General features: G+C 74.7%; 11 protein-coding genes. 4 read left to right on the top strand and 7 right to left on the bottom strand.

Annotation, left to right across the window (positions count from 1 at the left end):
- Nucleotides 1–34 precede the first annotated feature (34 nt).
- From ABTW87_RS14640 to ABTW87_RS14650, 3 genes are read right to left on the bottom strand one after another with little or no spacing between them, the layout of a single operon-like run.
- Nucleotides 35–1090 (bottom strand): hypothetical protein, encoded by a 1056-nt coding sequence (locus tag ABTW87_RS14640; protein WP_350651310.1) that lies wholly within the window; start codon nucleotides 1088–1090, stop codon nucleotides 35–37.
- Nucleotides 1087–4854 (bottom strand): FxSxx-COOH system tetratricopeptide repeat protein, encoded by a 3768-nt coding sequence (gene fxsT / locus ABTW87_RS14645; protein WP_350651311.1) that lies wholly within the window; start codon nucleotides 4852–4854, stop codon nucleotides 1087–1089. The genes ABTW87_RS14640 and fxsT overlap by 4 nt, the downstream gene beginning before the upstream one ends.
- The gene (locus ABTW87_RS14650; RefSeq protein ID WP_350651312.1) at nucleotides 4851–5207 is read right to left on the bottom strand and encodes a hypothetical protein; all 357 of its coding nucleotides are present in this window, start codon (nucleotides 5205–5207) and stop codon (nucleotides 4851–4853) included. Before ABTW87_RS14650 ends, fxsT begins: the two co-directional genes overlap by 4 nt.
- 35 nt (nucleotides 5208–5242) lie before the next feature.
- Here ABTW87_RS14650 and ABTW87_RS14655 point away from each other — a divergent pair, with 35 nt between their 5' ends.
- Complete coding sequence (locus ABTW87_RS14655) at nucleotides 5243–6643, top strand: aKG-HExxH-type peptide beta-hydroxylase (protein WP_350651313.1); 1401 nt, start codon at nucleotides 5243–5245, stop codon at nucleotides 6641–6643.
- Here the strand turns inward: ABTW87_RS14655 and ABTW87_RS14660 are convergent.
- A complete protein-coding gene (locus ABTW87_RS14660; RefSeq protein ID WP_350651314.1) occupies nucleotides 6633–7796 on the bottom strand; it encodes an acyl-CoA dehydrogenase family protein in 1164 nt (387 codons plus the stop codon). The two genes, ABTW87_RS14655 and ABTW87_RS14660, sit on opposite strands and share 11 nt — an antisense overlap.
- Nucleotides 7797–8038: 242 nt before the next feature.
- Between ABTW87_RS14660 and ABTW87_RS14665 the strand changes: the two genes are divergently transcribed.
- Nucleotides 8039–9466, top strand: coding sequence for a UDP-glucose dehydrogenase family protein (locus ABTW87_RS14665; RefSeq protein ID WP_350651315.1), 1428 nt, complete (start codon nucleotides 8039–8041; stop codon nucleotides 9464–9466).
- A gap of 160 nt (nucleotides 9467–9626) precedes the next feature.
- Nucleotides 9627–14564 carry an SCO7613 C-terminal domain-containing membrane protein gene (locus tag ABTW87_RS14670; RefSeq protein WP_350651316.1) on the top strand — a complete coding sequence of 1646 codons (4938 nt, stop codon included), beginning with the start codon at nucleotides 9627–9629 and terminating at the stop codon, nucleotides 14562–14564.
- Nucleotides 14565–14683: 119 nt separating this feature from the next.
- Here ABTW87_RS14670 and ABTW87_RS14675 read toward each other — a convergent pair whose 3' ends face one another.
- Nucleotides 14684–15100: an Hsp20/alpha crystallin family protein gene (locus tag ABTW87_RS14675; RefSeq protein WP_350651317.1), complete on the bottom strand. Its 417-nt coding sequence runs from the start codon at nucleotides 15098–15100 to the stop codon at nucleotides 14684–14686.
- Nucleotides 15101–15269: 169 nt separating this feature from the next.
- Here ABTW87_RS14675 and ABTW87_RS14680 point away from each other — a divergent pair, with 169 nt between their 5' ends.
- The gene (locus ABTW87_RS14680) at nucleotides 15270–15926 is read left to right on the top strand and encodes an AMIN-like domain-containing (lipo)protein (protein WP_502891583.1); all 657 of its coding nucleotides are present in this window, start codon (nucleotides 15270–15272) and stop codon (nucleotides 15924–15926) included.
- A 36-nt stretch (nucleotides 15927–15962) separates the two neighbouring features.
- Here the strand turns inward: ABTW87_RS14680 and purE are convergent, their stop codons facing one another.
- Together purE and ABTW87_RS14690 are read right to left on the bottom strand one after the other, a co-directional pair.
- Nucleotides 15963–16433 carry a 5-(carboxyamino)imidazole ribonucleotide mutase gene (gene purE, locus ABTW87_RS14685; protein WP_350651388.1) on the bottom strand — a complete coding sequence of 157 codons (471 nt, stop codon included), beginning with the start codon at nucleotides 16431–16433 and terminating at the stop codon, nucleotides 15963–15965.
- Nucleotides 16434–16447: 14 nt separating this feature from the next.
- Nucleotides 16448–17632, bottom strand: a complete 1185-nt coding sequence (locus ABTW87_RS14690; protein ID WP_350651319.1) for a 5-(carboxyamino)imidazole ribonucleotide synthase — start codon at nucleotides 17630–17632, stop codon at nucleotides 16448–16450.
- Nucleotides 17633–17744 lie beyond the last annotated feature (112 nt).

Consider the following 17744-nt stretch of genomic DNA (forward strand, 5'->3'; position numbering starts at 1 on the left):
CTTCCCGGGCGCCGCCGGATCGGCGCGGGAGCTGTCAGGGCAGCGCCCGCCCCAGTGCCAGGGCCTGCTCCTCCGCGGCGCGCACGCGGTGTTGGTCAAGGGTGGCGGCGATCAGGTAGTGCTCCGCCGCCAGCGGGAGGCAGTAGATCTCACCCTGCTCCACGTCGAGGACCAGGCGGCGCACCTCGGCTCCGACCGCGGGGTGCGCGGCCCGGATCAGCGTCCGCAGTTGCACGTCCGCGCGCCTGCCCAGCGCCGCGTAGAAGTTGCGGCGTGCTTCGGGGGACGTGCCGTCGAAGAACGCCACCAGCCGGGGGTCGTCGAGGACGTCCGCCGTGGCCAGCACCTCCCCGGGCCGGCAGACGGCGGCGAAGTGCAGGCCGTCGACGCTCAGGTACTGGCGGCAGACGGCCGTCAGTGACTCGACGGTGTCGTTGAGTGCCCAGGTTCGTGCGGGCAGACCGCCCGCGTCCAGCGAAGACCTGGTTGCCGCGGGTGCGGACCGGACGATGGCGGCCCGCTCCGCGTCGGTGAGTTCGAGCCATCCGCCGTAGTCGGCCGGACGCTGACTCACCGCCCGACGCAACTGGTTCGCCAGGGCGGACAGCGCGGCATCCGTGTGCCGGACCGCCTCCACGGCCTCGTCGGGTGCGCCGAGCGCGGTGTCCGGCCAGGTGAGCGCGATCAGGTACTGCTCACGCAGAACGGCGAGGCCGATCAGGGCGCCCCGCTCGGTGTGCAGCAGCAGCCGCACCAGGTCGCCACTACGGGCACCACGGAGCTGCGCATCCAGCGCGACCATCGCGTACACCACATCACGACCGATCAGCTGGCGCTCCGCCACCGACGGCCCCGGGCCGTCGGCGTCGACCGCGAAGTCGCAGGTACCGGAGGTGTAGCGGGCCAGATGCGCAAGCGTCGGCGACCCGGCGACGAGGTCCTCGCACAGCCCGAGCGCCGCCGGTGGCCGGTCCGCGAGGTGGCTGCCGACGGTGACGGAGACCGACCGGACCCGGCCGTCGTCCGTCGTCGGGTCCGCTGGCGTGTCCGCGCGGGCGACGGCGGCGTCCGCCGCGTTGTCGGCGCTCATGTTTCCGGTACCTCCATGTCGACGAAGCCGAAGGTGACATTGTCGATCTCGTGCCCACCGTCGACCTCGCCGGCGCTGATCACGGTCGCCAACGTCCGGCGCGCCGCGGCCAGGTACGGGTGACCGGGCCCGAGGAACGCGCGGCCCTGCCCGAGCGCGGCGCGCAGCAGTCGGTCCGCGGCGTCCGGCTCGCCGGCCACGGCGAGGTTGCCCGCCTGGTTGACCATCCCGGCCACGACCCAGGGGTGTCCAGGGCCGAGGCTGGTCTCGAGGCCTGCCACCGCCTTCGCGCCCTCCACCACGGCCTGTCCGTCCTGCGCCGGGCGCAGCAGCACGGAACGCAGGCTGCGGCACACCTCGGCGAACGGGTGGGCCGCCCCGAGGTCGCGCTCGTAGCCGGTCAGACTCTCCTCGATGAACCGGATCGCGTCCGCGGCCTCCCCGGTGAGGTGATAGTCGACGGCGAGGCTGACCCGTGAGCCGCGGGTCAGCGGGGCGTCCTCACCCAACATGCGCCGCAGCGTGACGTACACCTGGCTGTTGAGCTCCTTCGCCCGGCTCGGATGCCCACGGCGTCGCTCGGTCACGGCGAGGCTCCGGCGGATACGTAGCAGGAGCTCGTCCTCGTCGCGCTGGCCGAGTTCGTGTTGACGACGCTGCTGGGCGTCGAAGAGCAGCCGCCGTGCCTGATCCAGGTCGCCCAGCTCGGACAGGTACCGGCCGATGTCGTTCAGCAGTCGGAGGTTGCTGGGATGGCGCCGGCCCAGCAACCGCTGCCGCCGGTCCAGCGTACGACACGCCTCGTCGACCGCCTCGTCCACCCGGCCGGCGAGGTACAGGGACGTGGCCAGGTTGTGCGCGGCGATCAACGTCTCCGGGTGGTCGTTGCCCAACTGGTCGCGGAAACCGCGCCAGGTGGTCTGGTCCTCCACCAGGGCCGCCCGGAACTGGCCCAGCCCGCGAAGGTCGCCGGCTAGACCGCGCCGGGTCACCAGGACCCGGGGGTGGTCCGGGCCGAGCAGTGCCAGCCCTTCCCGGAGCGCGTCGCGACTGATCCGGTGGGCGTCGTCGTACCGGCCGAGCGACCGGTGCACATCGGCCAGTCGGGTGGCGAGCTGGAGGGTCAGCCGGTCGCTCCAACCGTGCCGGTCCAGCCAGCGCCGCAGCACCGGCTCCCACAGTCGCAGCGCCTCCCGTCCCTCATGGCTGCCCCGGACCAGCAGATGTTCGAGCTGCTCGACGATCAACCTGCGGACCTCGTCCGGGCCGTCGGCGTCGAGGCCACCCGAACCCTGCAGGTGCCGGTGCAGCTCGCGGCGCTCGGGCAGGTCGGCGGCCACGGACGGTGGTGCGCTGTCGGCAAGTCCGCGCAGGAACTGGGCGCGCCGCTCCGCCCGCTCCTCGTCGGGCATCTCGCGGAGCAGCACCTGCTGGACCAGCGAGTGCATCCGCAGCCGTCCACTTCTGCCCCAGTCGACGTCGAGCAGCCGGTACCGGGCGGCCGTCGCCAGGGCCCGATCCATCTCCCCGGCGTCGAGCCGGAGCATCTGCGCCTCCTCCACCGGCAGCGCGGCGGCGAGTTGCGCCCGCATGGCACGCGAACGGACGATGGCCAGCGACATGCCGAGCGGTGAGGCGAAGGCGCAGGCCTGGAGCAGCACCACGGCCATCCGGCCGGGCAGCTTCTCGCTCATCAGCGCCAGCCCCACCTGAATGATCCGGGTCGACGGCGGAAGCGCGGGGTCGCGCTCGGCCACCGCGGCGCAGAACGCCGGTACGACGCTGTCGGCCGCCCTGGACTCAGCCGCGCCCTGTCGCTGGTTGAGCAGGATGCCGGCCTGCCCGAGAAGGCCCGCCGCGAGCCGCAGGTCCAGCGGCAGGCCGCCGACGGTCCGCACGATGGTCGCCGCCGCGCCTTCGGACAGCCCCGGCACCCGGCTGGTCAGCAGCTCCACCGCCTCATCCTCGACCAGCTCGCCGAGGGTCAGCACCGTCGCGTTCGGATCGCCGGTGGAGACCCGGCGGGTGAGCACGACGTGGCCGGCTCCCTCGGGCAGGAGCCCGGTCAGGTCCTCCTCATCGGCGCCGTCGTACACCAGCAGCCAATTCCCGGAACGCCTGCTCAGCTCCTGCAACACCTCCCGAACGGGATGCCCCTTCGGATCCACGCCGAGTTCGACGGCCAGATCGACGAGCGCGCTCCGCACGTCGTACCGGCTGTCGGCAGCGATCCACGCGATCAGCTCGTAGTCGTGGCGGAAGCGGTACGCGTACTCCGCGAGCAGACTGGTCTTGCCGACCGCCGCCGGACCGCACAACTCGACCACACCGCCCCGCGGCCCGGACAGCAGAGCGTCTCGCAGCTTCTCCAGGCCCCGGTCCCGTCCGACGAAGCGGCGGCGGCGACGGGGCACCCGGAACATGACCGGATCCGGCCCGCCCGGCAGTGCCCAGTGCCGGTCCCGGCCCTCGTCGTCCGCCGACGTCAGTCCCGCCAGCCCGAGCGCCCCGGCGAGGCGTTGCCGGGCCACCTCAGGCGCGCACCCGGCGAGGTCGACGTGGCAGGACCGCTCGGCGGACGGTCCGTCCGGTGGCGGGTCGCCGGTGCGGACCACCAGCAACTCGGAGCAGCCCCGGGTGTGGGCCTCCTCGCTGCGCCGGATCAGCCAGTCATCGGCGGAGCCGTCCCACGGCACCACCGCCAGAAGGGTCGCCGCCGCACCGGGAGGATCCGCCTCGATCGACGACCACGGCCGTCCGTCCACCCCCAGGCCGGCGAGCTCGGCACGGAGCCAGTCGGCCCAGGGCCGTTGCGGGGCCGGATAGGTGACCGTCATCGCGCCCGGCCCGTCGGGCAGGACCCGTCCCTGGGCGTACCGGTAGCGGGTGCGGGCCGGCAGCGGCTCCGGCGCAACCGAATCCAGCCGGTCCTCGGTGACGGCGGCCATCAACCCGCCGTACGCGTCGAGCAGCCGGGTCTGGTGCGCCGACTCCTCGAGCAGCGGCACGAGAGCCGGCCCGCTCGCGACGGCCGGCAGCTCGACCGTCACCAGGTCGTCGCTGTCCGTCGGCAGCCCGAGCGCGTCGGTGAAGCGGAGCCTGGTCTCCGCACGGTGCCGCGCGACGACCGCCGGGTCCTGATCGGACAGGCCGGTGGTCACCGAGACCAGCCGGATGCCGGCGGGGGCCGCCTGGTGCACCTGCCCGGCCAGCCGTACCGCCTCGGCCAGCCAGGCACGGTCGTCAGGGAAGCACACGGCCATGGTGTCGCAGAGCACCGCGACCCACCGGGCCACCCAGTCGCCGGTGAGCCCGGGCACCAGCAGCACCGTGTCGTACTCGGTGAAACGCAGCTGCCGGCGCAGTTCGCTGCGCGAGACGTCGCCGACGCCGTCGGGCGACGACGGGGCCGGGTCGGGGATCCAGACCAGATCCAGCCGGCCTGGCGCTGCCGCGTACCGCCGGAGGACCGGTTCCGGTGCGGTCGCGGCGCCGCGGGCGGCGAACAGCAGCCGGGTGAGGCCCGGTGGCAGCTGCTCGGCAACCGGCCACTCCTCGGTGTGGAAGGTCCGCAGGTGCTCGTGTACTCGGGAGGCGCCGCGACCGACGTCGACCACGAGCACGCGCTGGCCGGACCGGGCGAGCATCCAACCCAGATTGCTCACGATGCGGGTACGCCCCACCCTCCCGGAGGGCGCCAGGAACGTCACCACCTGCGTGGAGCCCGCCGGGGACCCGCCCGCCGGCCCCACCCGACCGGTCACCGGCGCTCCGGGCGGCCGTCGCCGCCCGCGCCGCCGGCATCTTCCGACCTCGACGGGCGGTCAGCTCCTTGGGGAACCAGGCCGGAGACGTTGTCGAACCAGAGGAAGTCCGCCGGACGCCCGCCAGTTTCGTCGACCAGCCGCCGCAGCGAACGGTGCAACCGAATCCCGGACAACGTGTCCAGATCGGTCTGATCCAGACTGTCCACATCGAGCAGTTCGGAGATCAGTGCTCGGGGCTCACCCCCCGTCCTCCCCGGCATGCCGCCTCTCCTTCGGATCCGCCCCGGCGCCCACGACGAGCACAGCCAGCGTTTCGCCAGTAACATATCGTAGCTTTCATAGATGTTCACCGTCCTCGCCGTCGAGTGGCGGCACCGGAGGCAGCATGGGGATCACCCAGCACCGGATGCCGGTGGAGTCGTTCCGTGCGGTGGCTCGCGGCGGCGGCGGACCGGTCGGCGTCGATCGGTTGTTCGCCGCACGCTACAGCCGCAACCTGTTGAGCCTGCGAGCGATGGTCGACCTGACCGCCGAACGGGCGCACCCGGACGCGGAACCCGTCGCGCGGGCGTGGCGGCAGCTCGTCCGCCTGCGTACGGCGCACCCGGAGGCCACTCGACGGATCCTGCTCTACCCGACGGTCGGGGTGTGGATCGCGGACACGCTGGCGACCCTGCGCTCGGCCGACCCGGCGTCCGCCCGGCCGGCGGCTCTGGCCCAGGTAGCCGCTGCGGTGGCGCTTGCCGCCCGGTCCCGTGCGCGTGTCGACTTTCCGACACCCACCGACGTGCGCGGCGTGTTCGCGCTTCCCGGACTCGGCCACCTACGCGTCCCGGGTCGGGCTGGCACCGTCGTCCTGGAGGTGAACCCGGGAGCGATGTCGGTGGACGGTGTACCGGTGTCCCGGCCGGCGTTGCCGGACGGCCCGGTCTGGTCACCCCTGCCCCGGCTGCGCAGCCGCAGCGGCGTGGACATCAGCCTGGACCGGCTGTGGACCCTCGCCGACCCGGCGACCGCGCGGCCGGTGTCACGCGCGGAGGCGGACCTGCTGCACGCGTCCCTCGCTGACGCCTGGTGGCTGCTCGCGGTACACCACCGGCACAGCGCCCGGGAGGTGGCCGCGGCCATCAGCATGGTGATGCCGGTGTCCCGTCGGCCCGTGGCGGCCGGTGACCCACCGGCACGCGCGCCCGCCGGTGCGCCCGCGGCGGGCGACCCGTCGCCCGGCCCGGATCCGGGTCGGGCCGACAGCGGGCACGGACTGGTCAGCGGCACCCACCCGGCCGGAGCCGGTTGCGTCGCCCTGTCCGCCGGGGGTGATCCGCCGGCGCTGGCGGCCGCGCTGGTGCACGAGTTGCAGCACAGCAAACTCGCTGCCCTGGCCGACCTGTTCCCGCTCGTCGAGCCGCACCATGACCTGCGCCTGCCCGCGCCGTGGCGGCCCGACCCCCGCCCGTTGCCCGCCCTGGTGCAGGGCGTGTACGCGCACGCGAGCGTGCTCGGCTTCTGGCACCGGCAGTGGCACCGTGAGGCGCAGCCGCGCGGCCGGCTGGTCGCCCAGGTGGAGTTCAGCCGCCTGCGCGCGGCCTGCCGGGAGATGGCCGAGGCGCTCCTGGCCACGGATGGCCTCACCAGCTACGGGCGGCTGCTGGTTGGGGAGATCCGGCGCGCCGTCGCGGGGTGGCAGCGGGTGGCGGTGCCGCGCACGGCGCTGGCCATCGCCGGGCGGGCGGCGGCCGGGCAGCCGTCGCGCCGCCCGCCGGGCGATCCGATCATCAGTCCTTGAGCAGCTGGCGGGCCACCACGATGCGCTGCACCTGGTTGGTGCCCTCGTAGATCTGGGTGATCTTGGCGTCCCGCATCATCCGCTCGACCGGGTAGTCGCGGGTGTAGCCGTAGCCGCCGAGCAGCTGCACCGCGTCGGTGGTGATCTCCATGGCGGCGTCGGAGGCGAAGCACTTGGCCGCCGCGCCGAAGTACGTCAGGTCCGCGTCGCCGCGCTCCGACCGGGCCGCCGCGGCGTACGTCAACTGCCGCGCCGCCTCCAGCTTCATGCCCATGTCGGCGAGCATGAACTGGATGCCCTGGAACTCGGCGACCGCCTTGCCGAACTGCTTGCGCTCCTGCACGTACCCCTTGGCGTAGTCGAGCGCGCCCTGCGCGATCCCGACGGCCTGCGCCGCGATCGTCACCCGGGTGTGGTCCAGGGTCCGCATGGCGGTGGCGAAACCGGTGCCCTCCGCGCCGATCATGCGGTCGGCCGGGATGCGGACGTCGTCCAGGTAGACCTCGCGGGTCGGCGAACCCTTGATGCCGAGCTTCTTCTCGGGGGCGCCGAAGCTGACCCCGGGGTCGGACTTCTCGACCACGAAGGCCGAGATGCCCCGGGAGCGGGCGGACGGGTCGGTAACGGCGAAGACCGTGTAGAACTCGGACACCCCGGCGTTGGTGATCCACCGCTTCACGCCGTTGAGCACCCAGTGGTCACCGTCCCGGACCGCGCGGGTGGTCATCGAGGCGGCGTCGCTGCCCGCCTCCGGCTCGGACAGGCAGTACGAGAACATCGCGTCCCCGGACGCGACCTGCGTCAGGTACTTGCGCTTGAGCTCCTCGGACCCGGCCAGGAGCAGCGGCATGGTGCCCAGCTTGTTGACCGCCGGGATCAGCGAGGACGACGCGCAGGCCCGCGCGACCTCCTCGATCACGATGGCCGTGGCCAGGGCGTCCGCGCCGGCGCCGCCGTACTCGACCGGGATGTGCGGTGCGTGGAAATCGGCGACCCGCAGCGCGTCGTAGGACGCCTTCGGGAACTCGCCGGTCTCGTCGGCCTCCGCGGCGTGCGGTGCCACCTTGGCCGCACAGACCTCACGGACCGCCTCCCGGACGGCCTGGTGCTCATCCGTCAGCCGGTAGACGTCGAACGATTGCTCTGCGGCCATGTCGGCCCCTCCCCTTCACCGCTATCATGCGCAGTCTGTAACGTCACCTGGCCGGGGACGGCGCAGACTAGAGGATAGCTACCCGGTCAGGCGAAGTTACCGCCGCGTAGGTTCGGGACGTCCCGCACGCCCCGCTTACGACGGCACAACAGGACAGAACGAGACAAACCTCCGGTGCCCGGGCAGGCGCCGCAGCAGGATGCGACGCGTACGCGGCGCCAGTGCGAGCGGAGAAGACAGGCGTGACGATCCCGTACCCGAACACCCAGCCGGTCCCGCCGATCGGCTCGGTGACACCCCCGTCCGGCGCCGCCCGCCCACGGGTCACCTTCCTCGGCACCGGGTACCTCGGTGCGACGTACGCCATCTGCTACGCGGAGCTGGGGTACGAGGTGCTCGGCTTCGACGTGGACGCCGACAAGATCGGCATGCTCAACGCCGGCGAGGTGCCGATCCACGAGCCCGGCCTCGACGAGCTGCTCAAGCGCAACCTCGCGGCCGGGCGGCTGCGGTTCAGCACCGACATGGCCGAGGTGGCCGAGTTCGGTGACGTGCACTTCATCTGCGTCGGCACCCCCCAGCGCGCGGACGGGATGGGCGCCGACCTGTCGTACGTCGAGGCCGCCGTCACCAGCCTCGCCCAGCACCTCGACCGCAAGGCGCTGATCGTCGGCAAGTCCACCGTCCCGGTCGGCACGGCCGAGTGGGTCGAGCAGCTGGTGAGCAAGCACACGCCGGTCGACCTGGGCGTCGAGGTGGCGTGGAGCCCGGAGTTCCTCCAGGAGGGCTTCGCCGTCGACGATGTGCTGCGCCCCAACCGGATCGTGGTCGGGGTCAAGAGCGAGTGGGCCAACGGCATGCTCTACGCCGCCCACAAGGGGGTCTTCGACCTGGCCGCCACCGAGGACCGCGAGGTGCCCCTGGTGGTCACCGACTTCGCGACCGCCGAGCTGGTCAAGGTCGCCGCGAACGCCTTCCTCGCCACCAAGATCTCGTTCATCAACGCGATGGCGGAGGTCTGCGAGGCCGCCGGCGGCGACGTGACCCACCTCGCCCGGGCGATCGGCTTCGACCCGCGGATCGGCAACCGGTTCCTGCAGGCCGGGCTCGGCTTCGGCGGCGCCTGCCTGCCCAAGGACATCCGGGCCTTCCAGGCCCGCGCCCAGGAACTCGGCGCCGGCGAGGCGCTGCGCTTCCTGCACGAGGTCGACCTGATCAACCTGCGCCGCCGGACCCGGGTGGTCCAGCTCGCCGCCGAGCTGCTCGGCCGCCGCTCCGGGCCGGCCGGCCCGGACCTGTCCGGCACGCGGATCGGCGTGCTGGGCGCGACCTTCAAGCCCAACACCGACGACGTCCGCGACGCGCCGGCCCTCGCGGTCGCGTCGCTGCTCCGCAAGGCCGGGGCGGACGTGCACGTGTACGACCCGCAGGGCATGGAGCGCGCCCGCGCGGTGGCCCCCGAGCTGACCTACGAGCCCGGCGTCAACGAGGCGGTCACCGGCGCCGACCTGGTCTGCGTCCTGACCGAGTGGGCCGACTTCCGCAACGCCGACCCGGTCGCCCTCGGCGAGCTCGTCGCCGGCCGCAAGGTGGTCGACGGCCGCAACTGCCTCGACCAGGCACTGTGGACGCAGGCCGGCTGGGAGTACCGGGGCATGGGCCGGCCCTGACCGAGGACTTCACCGGCCGGTCGCGGACGCGCTCCGCGGCCGGCCGTCCTCGTCTACGCGGGGAGCGCGCCGTCCCGGACCCGCCGACAACTGTCGAAATCCACGCCGGCATTGGGCATGCTGCGACAGTGGGAGTCCACAGTGCGGGTGGAGGGGTGTCGTGGCGAGCTTTCAGTGCTCCTCGTGCGGCCGGGAGATCAAGCCGGCCGTCCGCTGCCCACGGTGCGGGGCGGAACAGCCGCAGTGGCTCGAACACCTGGCGGAGATCGAACGGTCCATCGCGGAGATGAAGGCGCGCGACGCCGAGATCGCGCGCGAGCAGCGGCAGATCGCCGCGAAGATGCAGGCAGCCCTGTTCCAGCGGGACATCCTCGCCCACGCCGGTGAGGAGCGCCTCAAGCAGGCGACCCGACCGCGGCGGGTGCTGCGCCGCCGCCCGTCCCGCCGTCCGCCGACCGCGGGCACCGGCGCGCCACCCCGCGTCCCCCGGCAGGGCAGCCCGCCGGGGTCGGACGTCCCGCCGCCACCGCCCACGACCGCCGTCTGGCTCGACGCCGACGACCCGGAACATCCACCCGAGGCCTCCAGCCGCGAGGTGCAGAACATCCCCCTCGGGCTGGGCGCGCTGCTGCTCGGCGTCGCCGCGGTGGTCTTCGCCGCGGTGGCCACCAGCTCCATGGACGCGCTCGCCCGGCTGGGCGTGCTGGTCCTCGCCACGGTACTGATGCTGCTCGCCCCGCCGATCCTGGCCCGGCGGGGCCTCACCTCGACCGCCGAGACCGTCTCCGCCGTCGGCCTGCTGCTCGTGCCGCTGGCCGGCTACGCGCTGTGGGCCGTGGACCGCATCGGCAACGGCGGCGCGTCCGGCGCCGTGTTCGCCGGGACGATCTTCGCGGTCACCGCCGGCGTGGCGTTCGCGTACGCCGGGTGGACCGGGCTGCGCGCTCCACGCTTCGCCACCGTGCTGGCCGCTCAGCCGGTCCTGCCGCTGTTCGCGTACGACCGGATCGACGGCCCGACGGGCTGGGCGGCCGTGTTGACCCTCGTGGCCGTGCTCGACCTGTGGCTGGCCGGCTCGGCGGTCACCGTGGAGCGGCCGGTCCGCCGGGACCTGCCCGAGCCGCCTCCGGCGCCCCCGACCGGCGCCGGGCAGGAGCCGGGCCGGCCGGACGACAGCCCCGTTGCACCCCGCCAGCGCCGGGCCGAGGGCCGTCCCGAGGGTGCCCCGGAGGAGGCCGGCGAGGTGCTCGCCGGCGTACCGGACGACGCCGCCCCGAACGCCCGCCCGGTCCCGTGGCTGCGCGAGCTGGCCTTCGGGCTGCACGCCGTCACGGCCGCGGTCGCCCTCGCGTACGCCGTCACCGCGCTGTTGCAGGCGGCGACCGTTCCGGCCGCGGTGGGGGCGGGCGCGGCGCTGCTGCTCGCCGCCGCCGTCACGTACGTCGGGACCCTGGCGCTGCGCCGCCCGCCGCTGCCCGACGTCGGCGCCGGCATCCTCACGCTCGCCGTGATCGGCGCGCTTAGCCGGATCGTCTCGGTCGCGCTGCCCGGGCGGTCGTTGCTGCTGATCGCCATCGTCATCGCGGTCACCGGGCTGGCCGTGCGCGCGCTCCCGGAGAACGCCCGGCGCGGTCCGCAGTTCGCCGCCGCCATCGCGCTGACCGTGAGCGGTGTCGTCGTGGCCGGCGGCGCGCTGCGCGCCGGGGTGGCCGCGGTCCGGGCCGCGTTGCCGGCGTGGGCCGCCGACCTCGACGGCTACGCGGCCGAGCTGGCCGCGGAGGCCGGCCCGGCCACCGGTCAGCTCGCCGCGAGCGCCCTGCTGCTGACCGTGGCCGCCGTGGTGGCCCTGCCGCCGGAGATCCGCCGGGAGTTCGCGGTGGTCGGTGCGGCCCTCACCGCGCTGGCCGTACCCGCCTCGTTCGGGTTGGGGTGGGTGGGTGCGCCGTGGCCGATGGTGGTCGCGGCGGCCGTGATCGGGGTGGTCGGCCTGTCGGCGCGGACCGAGCGGGCGGCGCTGGCGCACGCCGCGACCGCCGCCGGGGTGGGGCTGTTCGGTGCGGGTGCCGCCCTGACCCGGCCGTCGTTGACCGCCGCGGTCCTGCTCACGCTCTTCGCCGCGGGTGTGCTGGTCGCCGCGGCACCCCGGGTCCGGGTCGCTCCGGCGCCGGCGGACACCGTGTCGGCCTGGGCCGCCGGCGGTGCCGCGTTCGCCCTGCCGGGGGCGGTGGCGGCGTTCGTGACGGCCACCGCGCCCGCCGGTGCGGCACCGACGCCGGCCGGTCTCCGCGAGGTGACCGTGCCGGTGCTGGCGGCGAGCTTCCTCGCGGTCTGCGTCACCCTCGGGTACGCCGCGCTCGTGCAGGTCTCGCAGCGGCACCTTCCGATGCCCCTGGCCGTCGGCGCGGGCCTCGGCGCCCTGGCCGTCGCCGCGGCCTCGTTCGGCGCGCCCGGCGCCGCGGCCGCGGACGCCTGGGTCGGCGCGCTGCTGCTGGTCGCCGCGGTCCTGTTGTTCCTCGCCCCGTCCATCGACGCCGGCCGCCGCTCCGATCTCACCCTGGACGGGTCGGACCTGGCCGCCGCGGCGGTGACCGCCGCCCTGATCGCCACCCTGGTCCGGGTCGCCGCGGTCATCGCGCCGGGCGGGCAGCTGGCCGTGGCGGCCGGTCTGCTGCTGGTCGTCGCGGTGGCGGCCCGCGCCCTGCCCGAGGAGTGGCGGCGCGGCCCGATCCTCGGTCTCACCCTCGGCGGCGTGCTTATCGGGTTGCTGGCCGGTTGGTCGGCGCTGCGGGGCGGTCTCGGCGTCCTCGCCACGCCGGGACCGATCTGGGCCGGCGACCTGAGCGGTTGGCCGGCCGCGCCGACCGGCGGCTCGACCTGGCAGGCTCCGGTCGCGCTGGCACTGCTCGCCGTCGCCGCCGCCGTGCTCCTCCCGCCGCCCTGGCGGTACGACGTGTCCGGCGCGGCCGTCGTCCTGGCCACCATCGGAGCGCCGGCGGCGTTCGCGCTGCCCTGGTGGTCGCCGGTGCTGGTGGGTGCGGCCGTGGCCACCGTGTACGGCATGGCTTCGGTGGCCTCCGTCGACCCCCGTGCCGCGCTCTCCCGGGCCGTCGTGGCCGGCGTGGTGGCGCTGCACGCCGCCGGTGCCGGCCTGGTGCGGCCGTGGACGACCGCGCTGGCCCTCGGCAGCATCGCGCTGATCGGTGTGGTGGTGGCGGCGCTGGCCCGCATGCTGGCCACCCCGCTGGTGGACGACGTCGAGGCCGAGGGGATGCCGTCGCACCTGGCGCAGATCGGCGGGGCCGCGACCGGAGCCGCGCTGCTCGCGCTGCCCGGCGCGGTGGCCGCCCTGGCCGCCGAGTTCGGCCACGCGCCGCAGGTGGTGCTGACCGCCGCGTTGGCCGCGTCCAGCCTCGGCCTGGCCGCCGTCGCCGCCGCCCGGCGCCGGGTTCCGCAGTACCTGCCCGGGGCCAGCGCCGCGGTGGCCGGCGGCGCCACGGTGAGCGCGCTCGCCGCGGTGCCCACCGGCGTGCCGGTCGGCGTGTACGCCGCCGCGGCGGCCCTGCTCGGCGTCCTCGCCGAGCTGGTCCGGGGCGCCACCGAGCCGCCGGCGGGCGCGGCGGCCCCGGCCCGGCGGTGGACGGTCCTCCTCGACGGCGCCCTGCGGCGGTTCCCCGAGCCGGGCACCCGCCGCTGGCGGGTCAGCCCGGCCGCCGGGGCGCTCGCGGCGGCGGCGCTGCCGACCGTGCTGGCGCTCGTCTCGCTCGCGCCCGCTCTCTACGTGGCGCTTGTCGAGCCGCAGCGCACCCTCGGCCGGATCTGGCAGGGGCCGCCCCCGGAGCTGCTCGCCCCTCCGCGCGAGGCGGTCGACCCGACGCACGTGCTCACCGCCCTGCTGCTGACCGCCACCGCCGCGCTGGCCGCCGTCGGCTTCAGCGGGGGACGGCGCAGCCGGGCGGTGCCGGTGGTGCTGCCGGGTGCGGCGGTGACCCTGCTGATCACTCCGGTGGCGCTGGGCCTCGGCTGGCGGGCCAACACGCTCGCCGGGCTGGCCGTCTTCACCATCGCCATGCTGGGGCTCGCGCTCACGCCGCCGCCGGCCCTGGTGGAGCGCGCCCGCTCGGTCCGCCTGGCCCGGGTGCTCGTCTTCGTCATCGGTCTCGCCGCCGGCGGCGCGGGCCTGGCCGGCAGTCTCGCCACCCAGGAGCTGACGCTTTTCACGCTGGGCGGGGCGGTGGGCGTCGGCGCGGTCGCCGCGCTCTTCGGCACCACCCAGCGCGCCCGCATCCTCGGCTGGCTGTTCGCCTCGCTCATGGCGCAGCTCTTCGTCCTCACCGCCGGCCTGGTCGCCGGTCTGGCGGCGGTCTGGTCCGCGTTCGGCGTCCTGGCCGTCGGCGCGGCCCTCCAGGTGTTCGCGGCCACCCTGCCCCGCCTCCGCCGTCCGGAGGCGCAGCGCGAGGCGGCCACCGTGGAGTGGAGCGGGTACGCGGCCGCCCTGATCGCCCTGGCCCTGGCGTACGACTCGCCCCGGCACATCGCCGCCCTGCTCGCCGCCTGGGGTGCCGTCCTCGGGGTGGCGGCGGCCCGGCCCGGCCGCCGCCCGGTGGAGCGGCGGATCCTGTTCTGGGCGGTGGTGATCTGCGAGATCACCGCCTGGTGGATCCTGATGCGGGTGGCCGACGTGGCGCTGCCCGAGGCGTACACGCTGCCGTTCGCAGCGCTGGCCCTGCTGGTCGGCGTTCTCGAGCTTCGCCAGCGCCCGGAGATCAGCAGCTGGGTGGCGTACGGGCCGGCGTTGGTGGCGGCCTTCGTCCCGACGCTGGCGATCGTCCTGGCCACCGACACCAGCACGCTGCGCCAGGTGCTGCTGCTGCTCGGGGCGGTGGCCGTGCTGATCTTCGGCTCGATGAGCCAGCAGCAGGCGCCGGTGATCGTCGGTGCCACGGTCACCGCGATCACGGCGATCCACGCACTGTTCAGCCTCGGGCCGTGGCTCGCGCTGATCCCCGTCGGGATCCTCCTGCTGATCCTCGGCGCGAGCAACGAGCGCCGCCGCCGGGCCCAGGAACGCCTCCAGACCGCCCTGCGCGGCATGCGATGACGCGCCGCGCGGCGACCGGACTCGGTCGGCGCGCCGCCGTCGCGCGGGACGGGCAGCGGGTGCCGGTCGGCGGTCAGGCCGCCACGGGCGTGGTGAACTCGACGCGGCCCGGCGGTGGATCAGCTCTTCCTGCCGTTCTCGACCTTGACCGGGATCTCCTTCGCGACCGGCGTCGGCTCGGCGACCTTCGCCGTGATCTCGAGGATCCCGTCGACGTAGCGGGCGGCGATGGTCTTCTCGATGGCGCCGGCCGGCAGCGGGATCGTCCGGAAGAAGGATCCGTAGTGGAACTCGGAGCGGATCTTGTCGTGGACCGCCTCCTTGCGCTCCACCTCCAGCCGCAGCTCACCACCAGCGAACGTGATCCGGACGTCCTTGGCCGGGTCGATGCCGGGCAGCTCGGCCTTGATGACGTACTGGTCGCCCTCCAGGTAGTTCTCGATCCGGATGCTGGGCGTGAGCATCGGGAACAGGGACAGGTCGGCCCAGTCGAACGGGGCCAGCGGACCACGCTTCCAGCGTGCGATCGTCGACATAACGACCTCCTTGTCGTCTCGTCGTCATCTCCATCCGAACTCGCCGTAACCGGACCGGACAGGGCCGACCGGCCCATAGCCGGCCGCCGATGGACCCTGGTCCGGTGGACCCCCGCGGGCGACCGTGGAAGGGTGGGGTGAGGGCGCCCGCGGAGGGGAGACGACGGTGATGGGACGGACGGCTTCAGCGGTCACCGTGGCGCTGCTCGTGCTCGTGGCCGCGCTCGGCGGTTGCGGCGGCGGAGACGACGACGCCGGCCCGGCGCAGACCGGCAGTCCCAGCGCGTCCGCCCCGGCGACGCCGGACGGGACCTCCGCCGCACCGACCAGCCCGGCCGGCGCGACCCCGACCGCACCGCCCGCGACCACCCCGGGGGGCGACCCGGCGGCCGGCTGGACCACCGGGCCGGTCACCGTGGAGAGGCAGGTGCTGGCGCCGCCGCTGCCGCTGTTCCAGGGCATCCGGTCGGCCGCGCACCCCGGCTACGACCGGATCACGTTCGACTTCGCCGGCACCCTGCCCGGCTACCAGGTCCGCTACGTCGACACCGTGACGCAGGACGGGTCCGGCGAGACCGTCACGATGCCGGGCCGCCGGTACCTTTTGATCACTCTCCGGCCGGCGCAGGCCCACACCGACAGCGGCGAGCCCACGGTACGGCCGCGACGGGCGACGCTGGATTACCCCATGCTGCGCGGCTACGTGATCACCGGCGACTTCGAGGGGGTCGTCAACGTCGCCCTGGGCCTCGACGACGTGGTCGGCTTCCGGGTCGGCGAGATCCCGGGCACGCCCGGCCGCGTGTACATCGACGTCGCGGCGTAGCCCGGCCGCCGCGTCCCGGGGCCGCCCGGTTCCGGCTCAGGCGAGGGAGGCGCGCAGCGCGGCGTCCTTCTCCGCGACCAGCCGCTCCAGGTCCGCCTGGTAGGCCGACATCCGGTCGAGCAGGGCCGGGTCGCTGGCGGCGAGGATCCGGACCGCGAGCAGGCCGGCGTTGCGGGCGTTGCCGATCGACACGGTGGCCACCGGCACGCCGGCGGGCATCTGGACGATGGAGAGCAGCGAGTCCATCCCGTCCAGGTGCTTCAGCGGCACCGGTACGCCGATCACCGGCAGCGGGGTGACCGAGGCGACCATGCCCGGCAGGGCCGCCGCGCCACCCGCCCCTGCGATGATCACCTTGAGGCCCCGGCCGGCGGCTGCCCGACCGTAGTCGATCATCTTGACCGGGGTGCGGTGGGCGGAGACGACCTCGACCTCGTACGGCACCCCGAACTCGTTCAACACCTCGGCCGCGGCCGTCATCGTCGGCCAGTCCGAGTCGCTGCCCATGATCACTCCGACGGTCACGAGTCGCGCCCCTCCCGCAGCCACCGGGCCGCCCGCGCGGCCCGCGTCCGTACCTCGTCCAGGTCGTCGCCGAGCACCGTGACGTGCCCGATCTTGCGGCCGGGCCGCACCTGCTTGCCGTACAGGTGCACCTTCGCGCCCGGCTCGGCCGCGAAGAGGTGGTGCAGCCGCTCGTCGATGGACCTGCCGCCCGGTTCGCCGCCGAGCACGTTCGCCATGACCACGGCGGGGGCGGTGAGCGAGGTGTCTCCCATCGGGTAGTCGAGCACCGCCCGCAGGTGCTGCTCGAACTGCGAGGTCCGGGCGCCCTCGATCGTCCAGTGCCCCGAGTTGTGCGGGCGCATCGCCAGCTCGTTCACGACGATGCGGCTGCCCGCCGGCGCCGCCGGGTCGGCCACCTCGAACAGCTCCACGGCCAGCAGGCCCACGACGCCGAGCGCGGTGGCCAGGTCGATGGCGAGCTGCTGGGCGCCGACCGCCAGTTCCTCCGGCAGGCCCGGCGCGGGCGCCAGGACCTCGACGCAGATGCCGTCGCGCTGCACGGTCTCCACCACCGGGTACGCGGCGACCTGCCCGAACGGCGAGCGGGCCACCTGCACGGCCAGCTCCCGGCGCAGCGCCACCCGTTCCTCGGCGATGAGGCGGGTGCCGCCGGCCAGCAGCGTGGTGGCCAGCTCCGCCGCCTGGACGGCGTCCTCGGCCATCCACACGCCCCGGCCGTCGTACCCGCCGCGGGCCGCCTTGAGCACCACCGGCCAGCCCACCTCGTCGCCGAACGACACCAGGTCGGCGGGAACGGCGACCGGCCGCCAGGCCGGGTTCGGCGCGCCCAGCGCCGCCAGCCGCTCGCGCATGACCCGCTTGTCCTGCGCGTGCACGAGCGCCTCGGCCGGCGGGAAGAGCTTCACGCCCTCGGCGGCCAGCGTGACGATGTGCTCGGTCGGCACGTGCTCGTGGTCGAAGGTGACCACGTCACAGCCCTTCGCGAAGGTGCGCAGCGCGGCGAGGTCGGTGTGGTCGCCGTACTGCACGTCGGCGGCGACCAGGGCGGCCCCGTCGTCGGGGGCGAGCGCGAGCACGCGGAGCGACTGGCCGAGGGCGATCGCGGCCTGGTGGGTCATCCGGGCCAGCTGGCCGCCGCCCACCATGCCGACAACGGGCAGACCGGTACGGGAGTCCATAGCGGCGCCAGCCTATCCGGCCCGCCGACCGGCCCGTCCGCCACCCGGCCCACCGCCGCTGCCGGCGATCATGGAGTTGTGGTGCCCATCGCGCCCCGTTTCGTCACCTTTG

Origin of the sequence: Micromonospora sp. NPDC126480, from assembly GCF_040302465.1 — a bacterium.
Classification (GTDB): domain Bacteria; phylum Actinomycetota; class Actinomycetes; order Mycobacteriales; family Micromonosporaceae; genus Micromonospora.

Excerpts from the sequence above, each read along its gene's own strand:
- ABTW87_RS14640 (WP_350651310.1), bottom strand. The coding sequence starts at position 1,090 with ATGAGCGCCGACAACGCGGCGGACGCCGCCGTCGCCCGCGCGGACACG.
- ABTW87_RS14655 (WP_350651313.1), top strand. The coding sequence starts at position 5,243 with ATGGGGATCACCCAGCACCGGATGCCGGTGGAGTCGTTCCGTGCGGTG.
- ABTW87_RS14660 (WP_350651314.1), bottom strand. The coding sequence starts at position 7,796 with ATGGCCGCAGAGCAATCGTTCGACGTCTACCGGCTGACGGATGAGCAC.
- ABTW87_RS14675 (WP_350651317.1), bottom strand. The coding sequence starts at position 15,100 with ATGTCGACGATCGCACGCTGGAAGCGTGGTCCGCTGGCCCCGTTCGAC.
- ABTW87_RS14680 (WP_502891583.1), top strand. The coding sequence starts at position 15,270 with ATGGGACGGACGGCTTCAGCGGTCACCGTGGCGCTGCTCGTGCTCGTG.
- purE (WP_350651388.1), bottom strand. The coding sequence starts at position 16,433 with ATGGGCAGCGACTCGGACTGGCCGACGATGACGGCCGCGGCCGAGGTG.
- ABTW87_RS14690 (WP_350651319.1), bottom strand. The coding sequence starts at position 17,632 with ATGGACTCCCGTACCGGTCTGCCCGTTGTCGGCATGGTGGGCGGCGGC.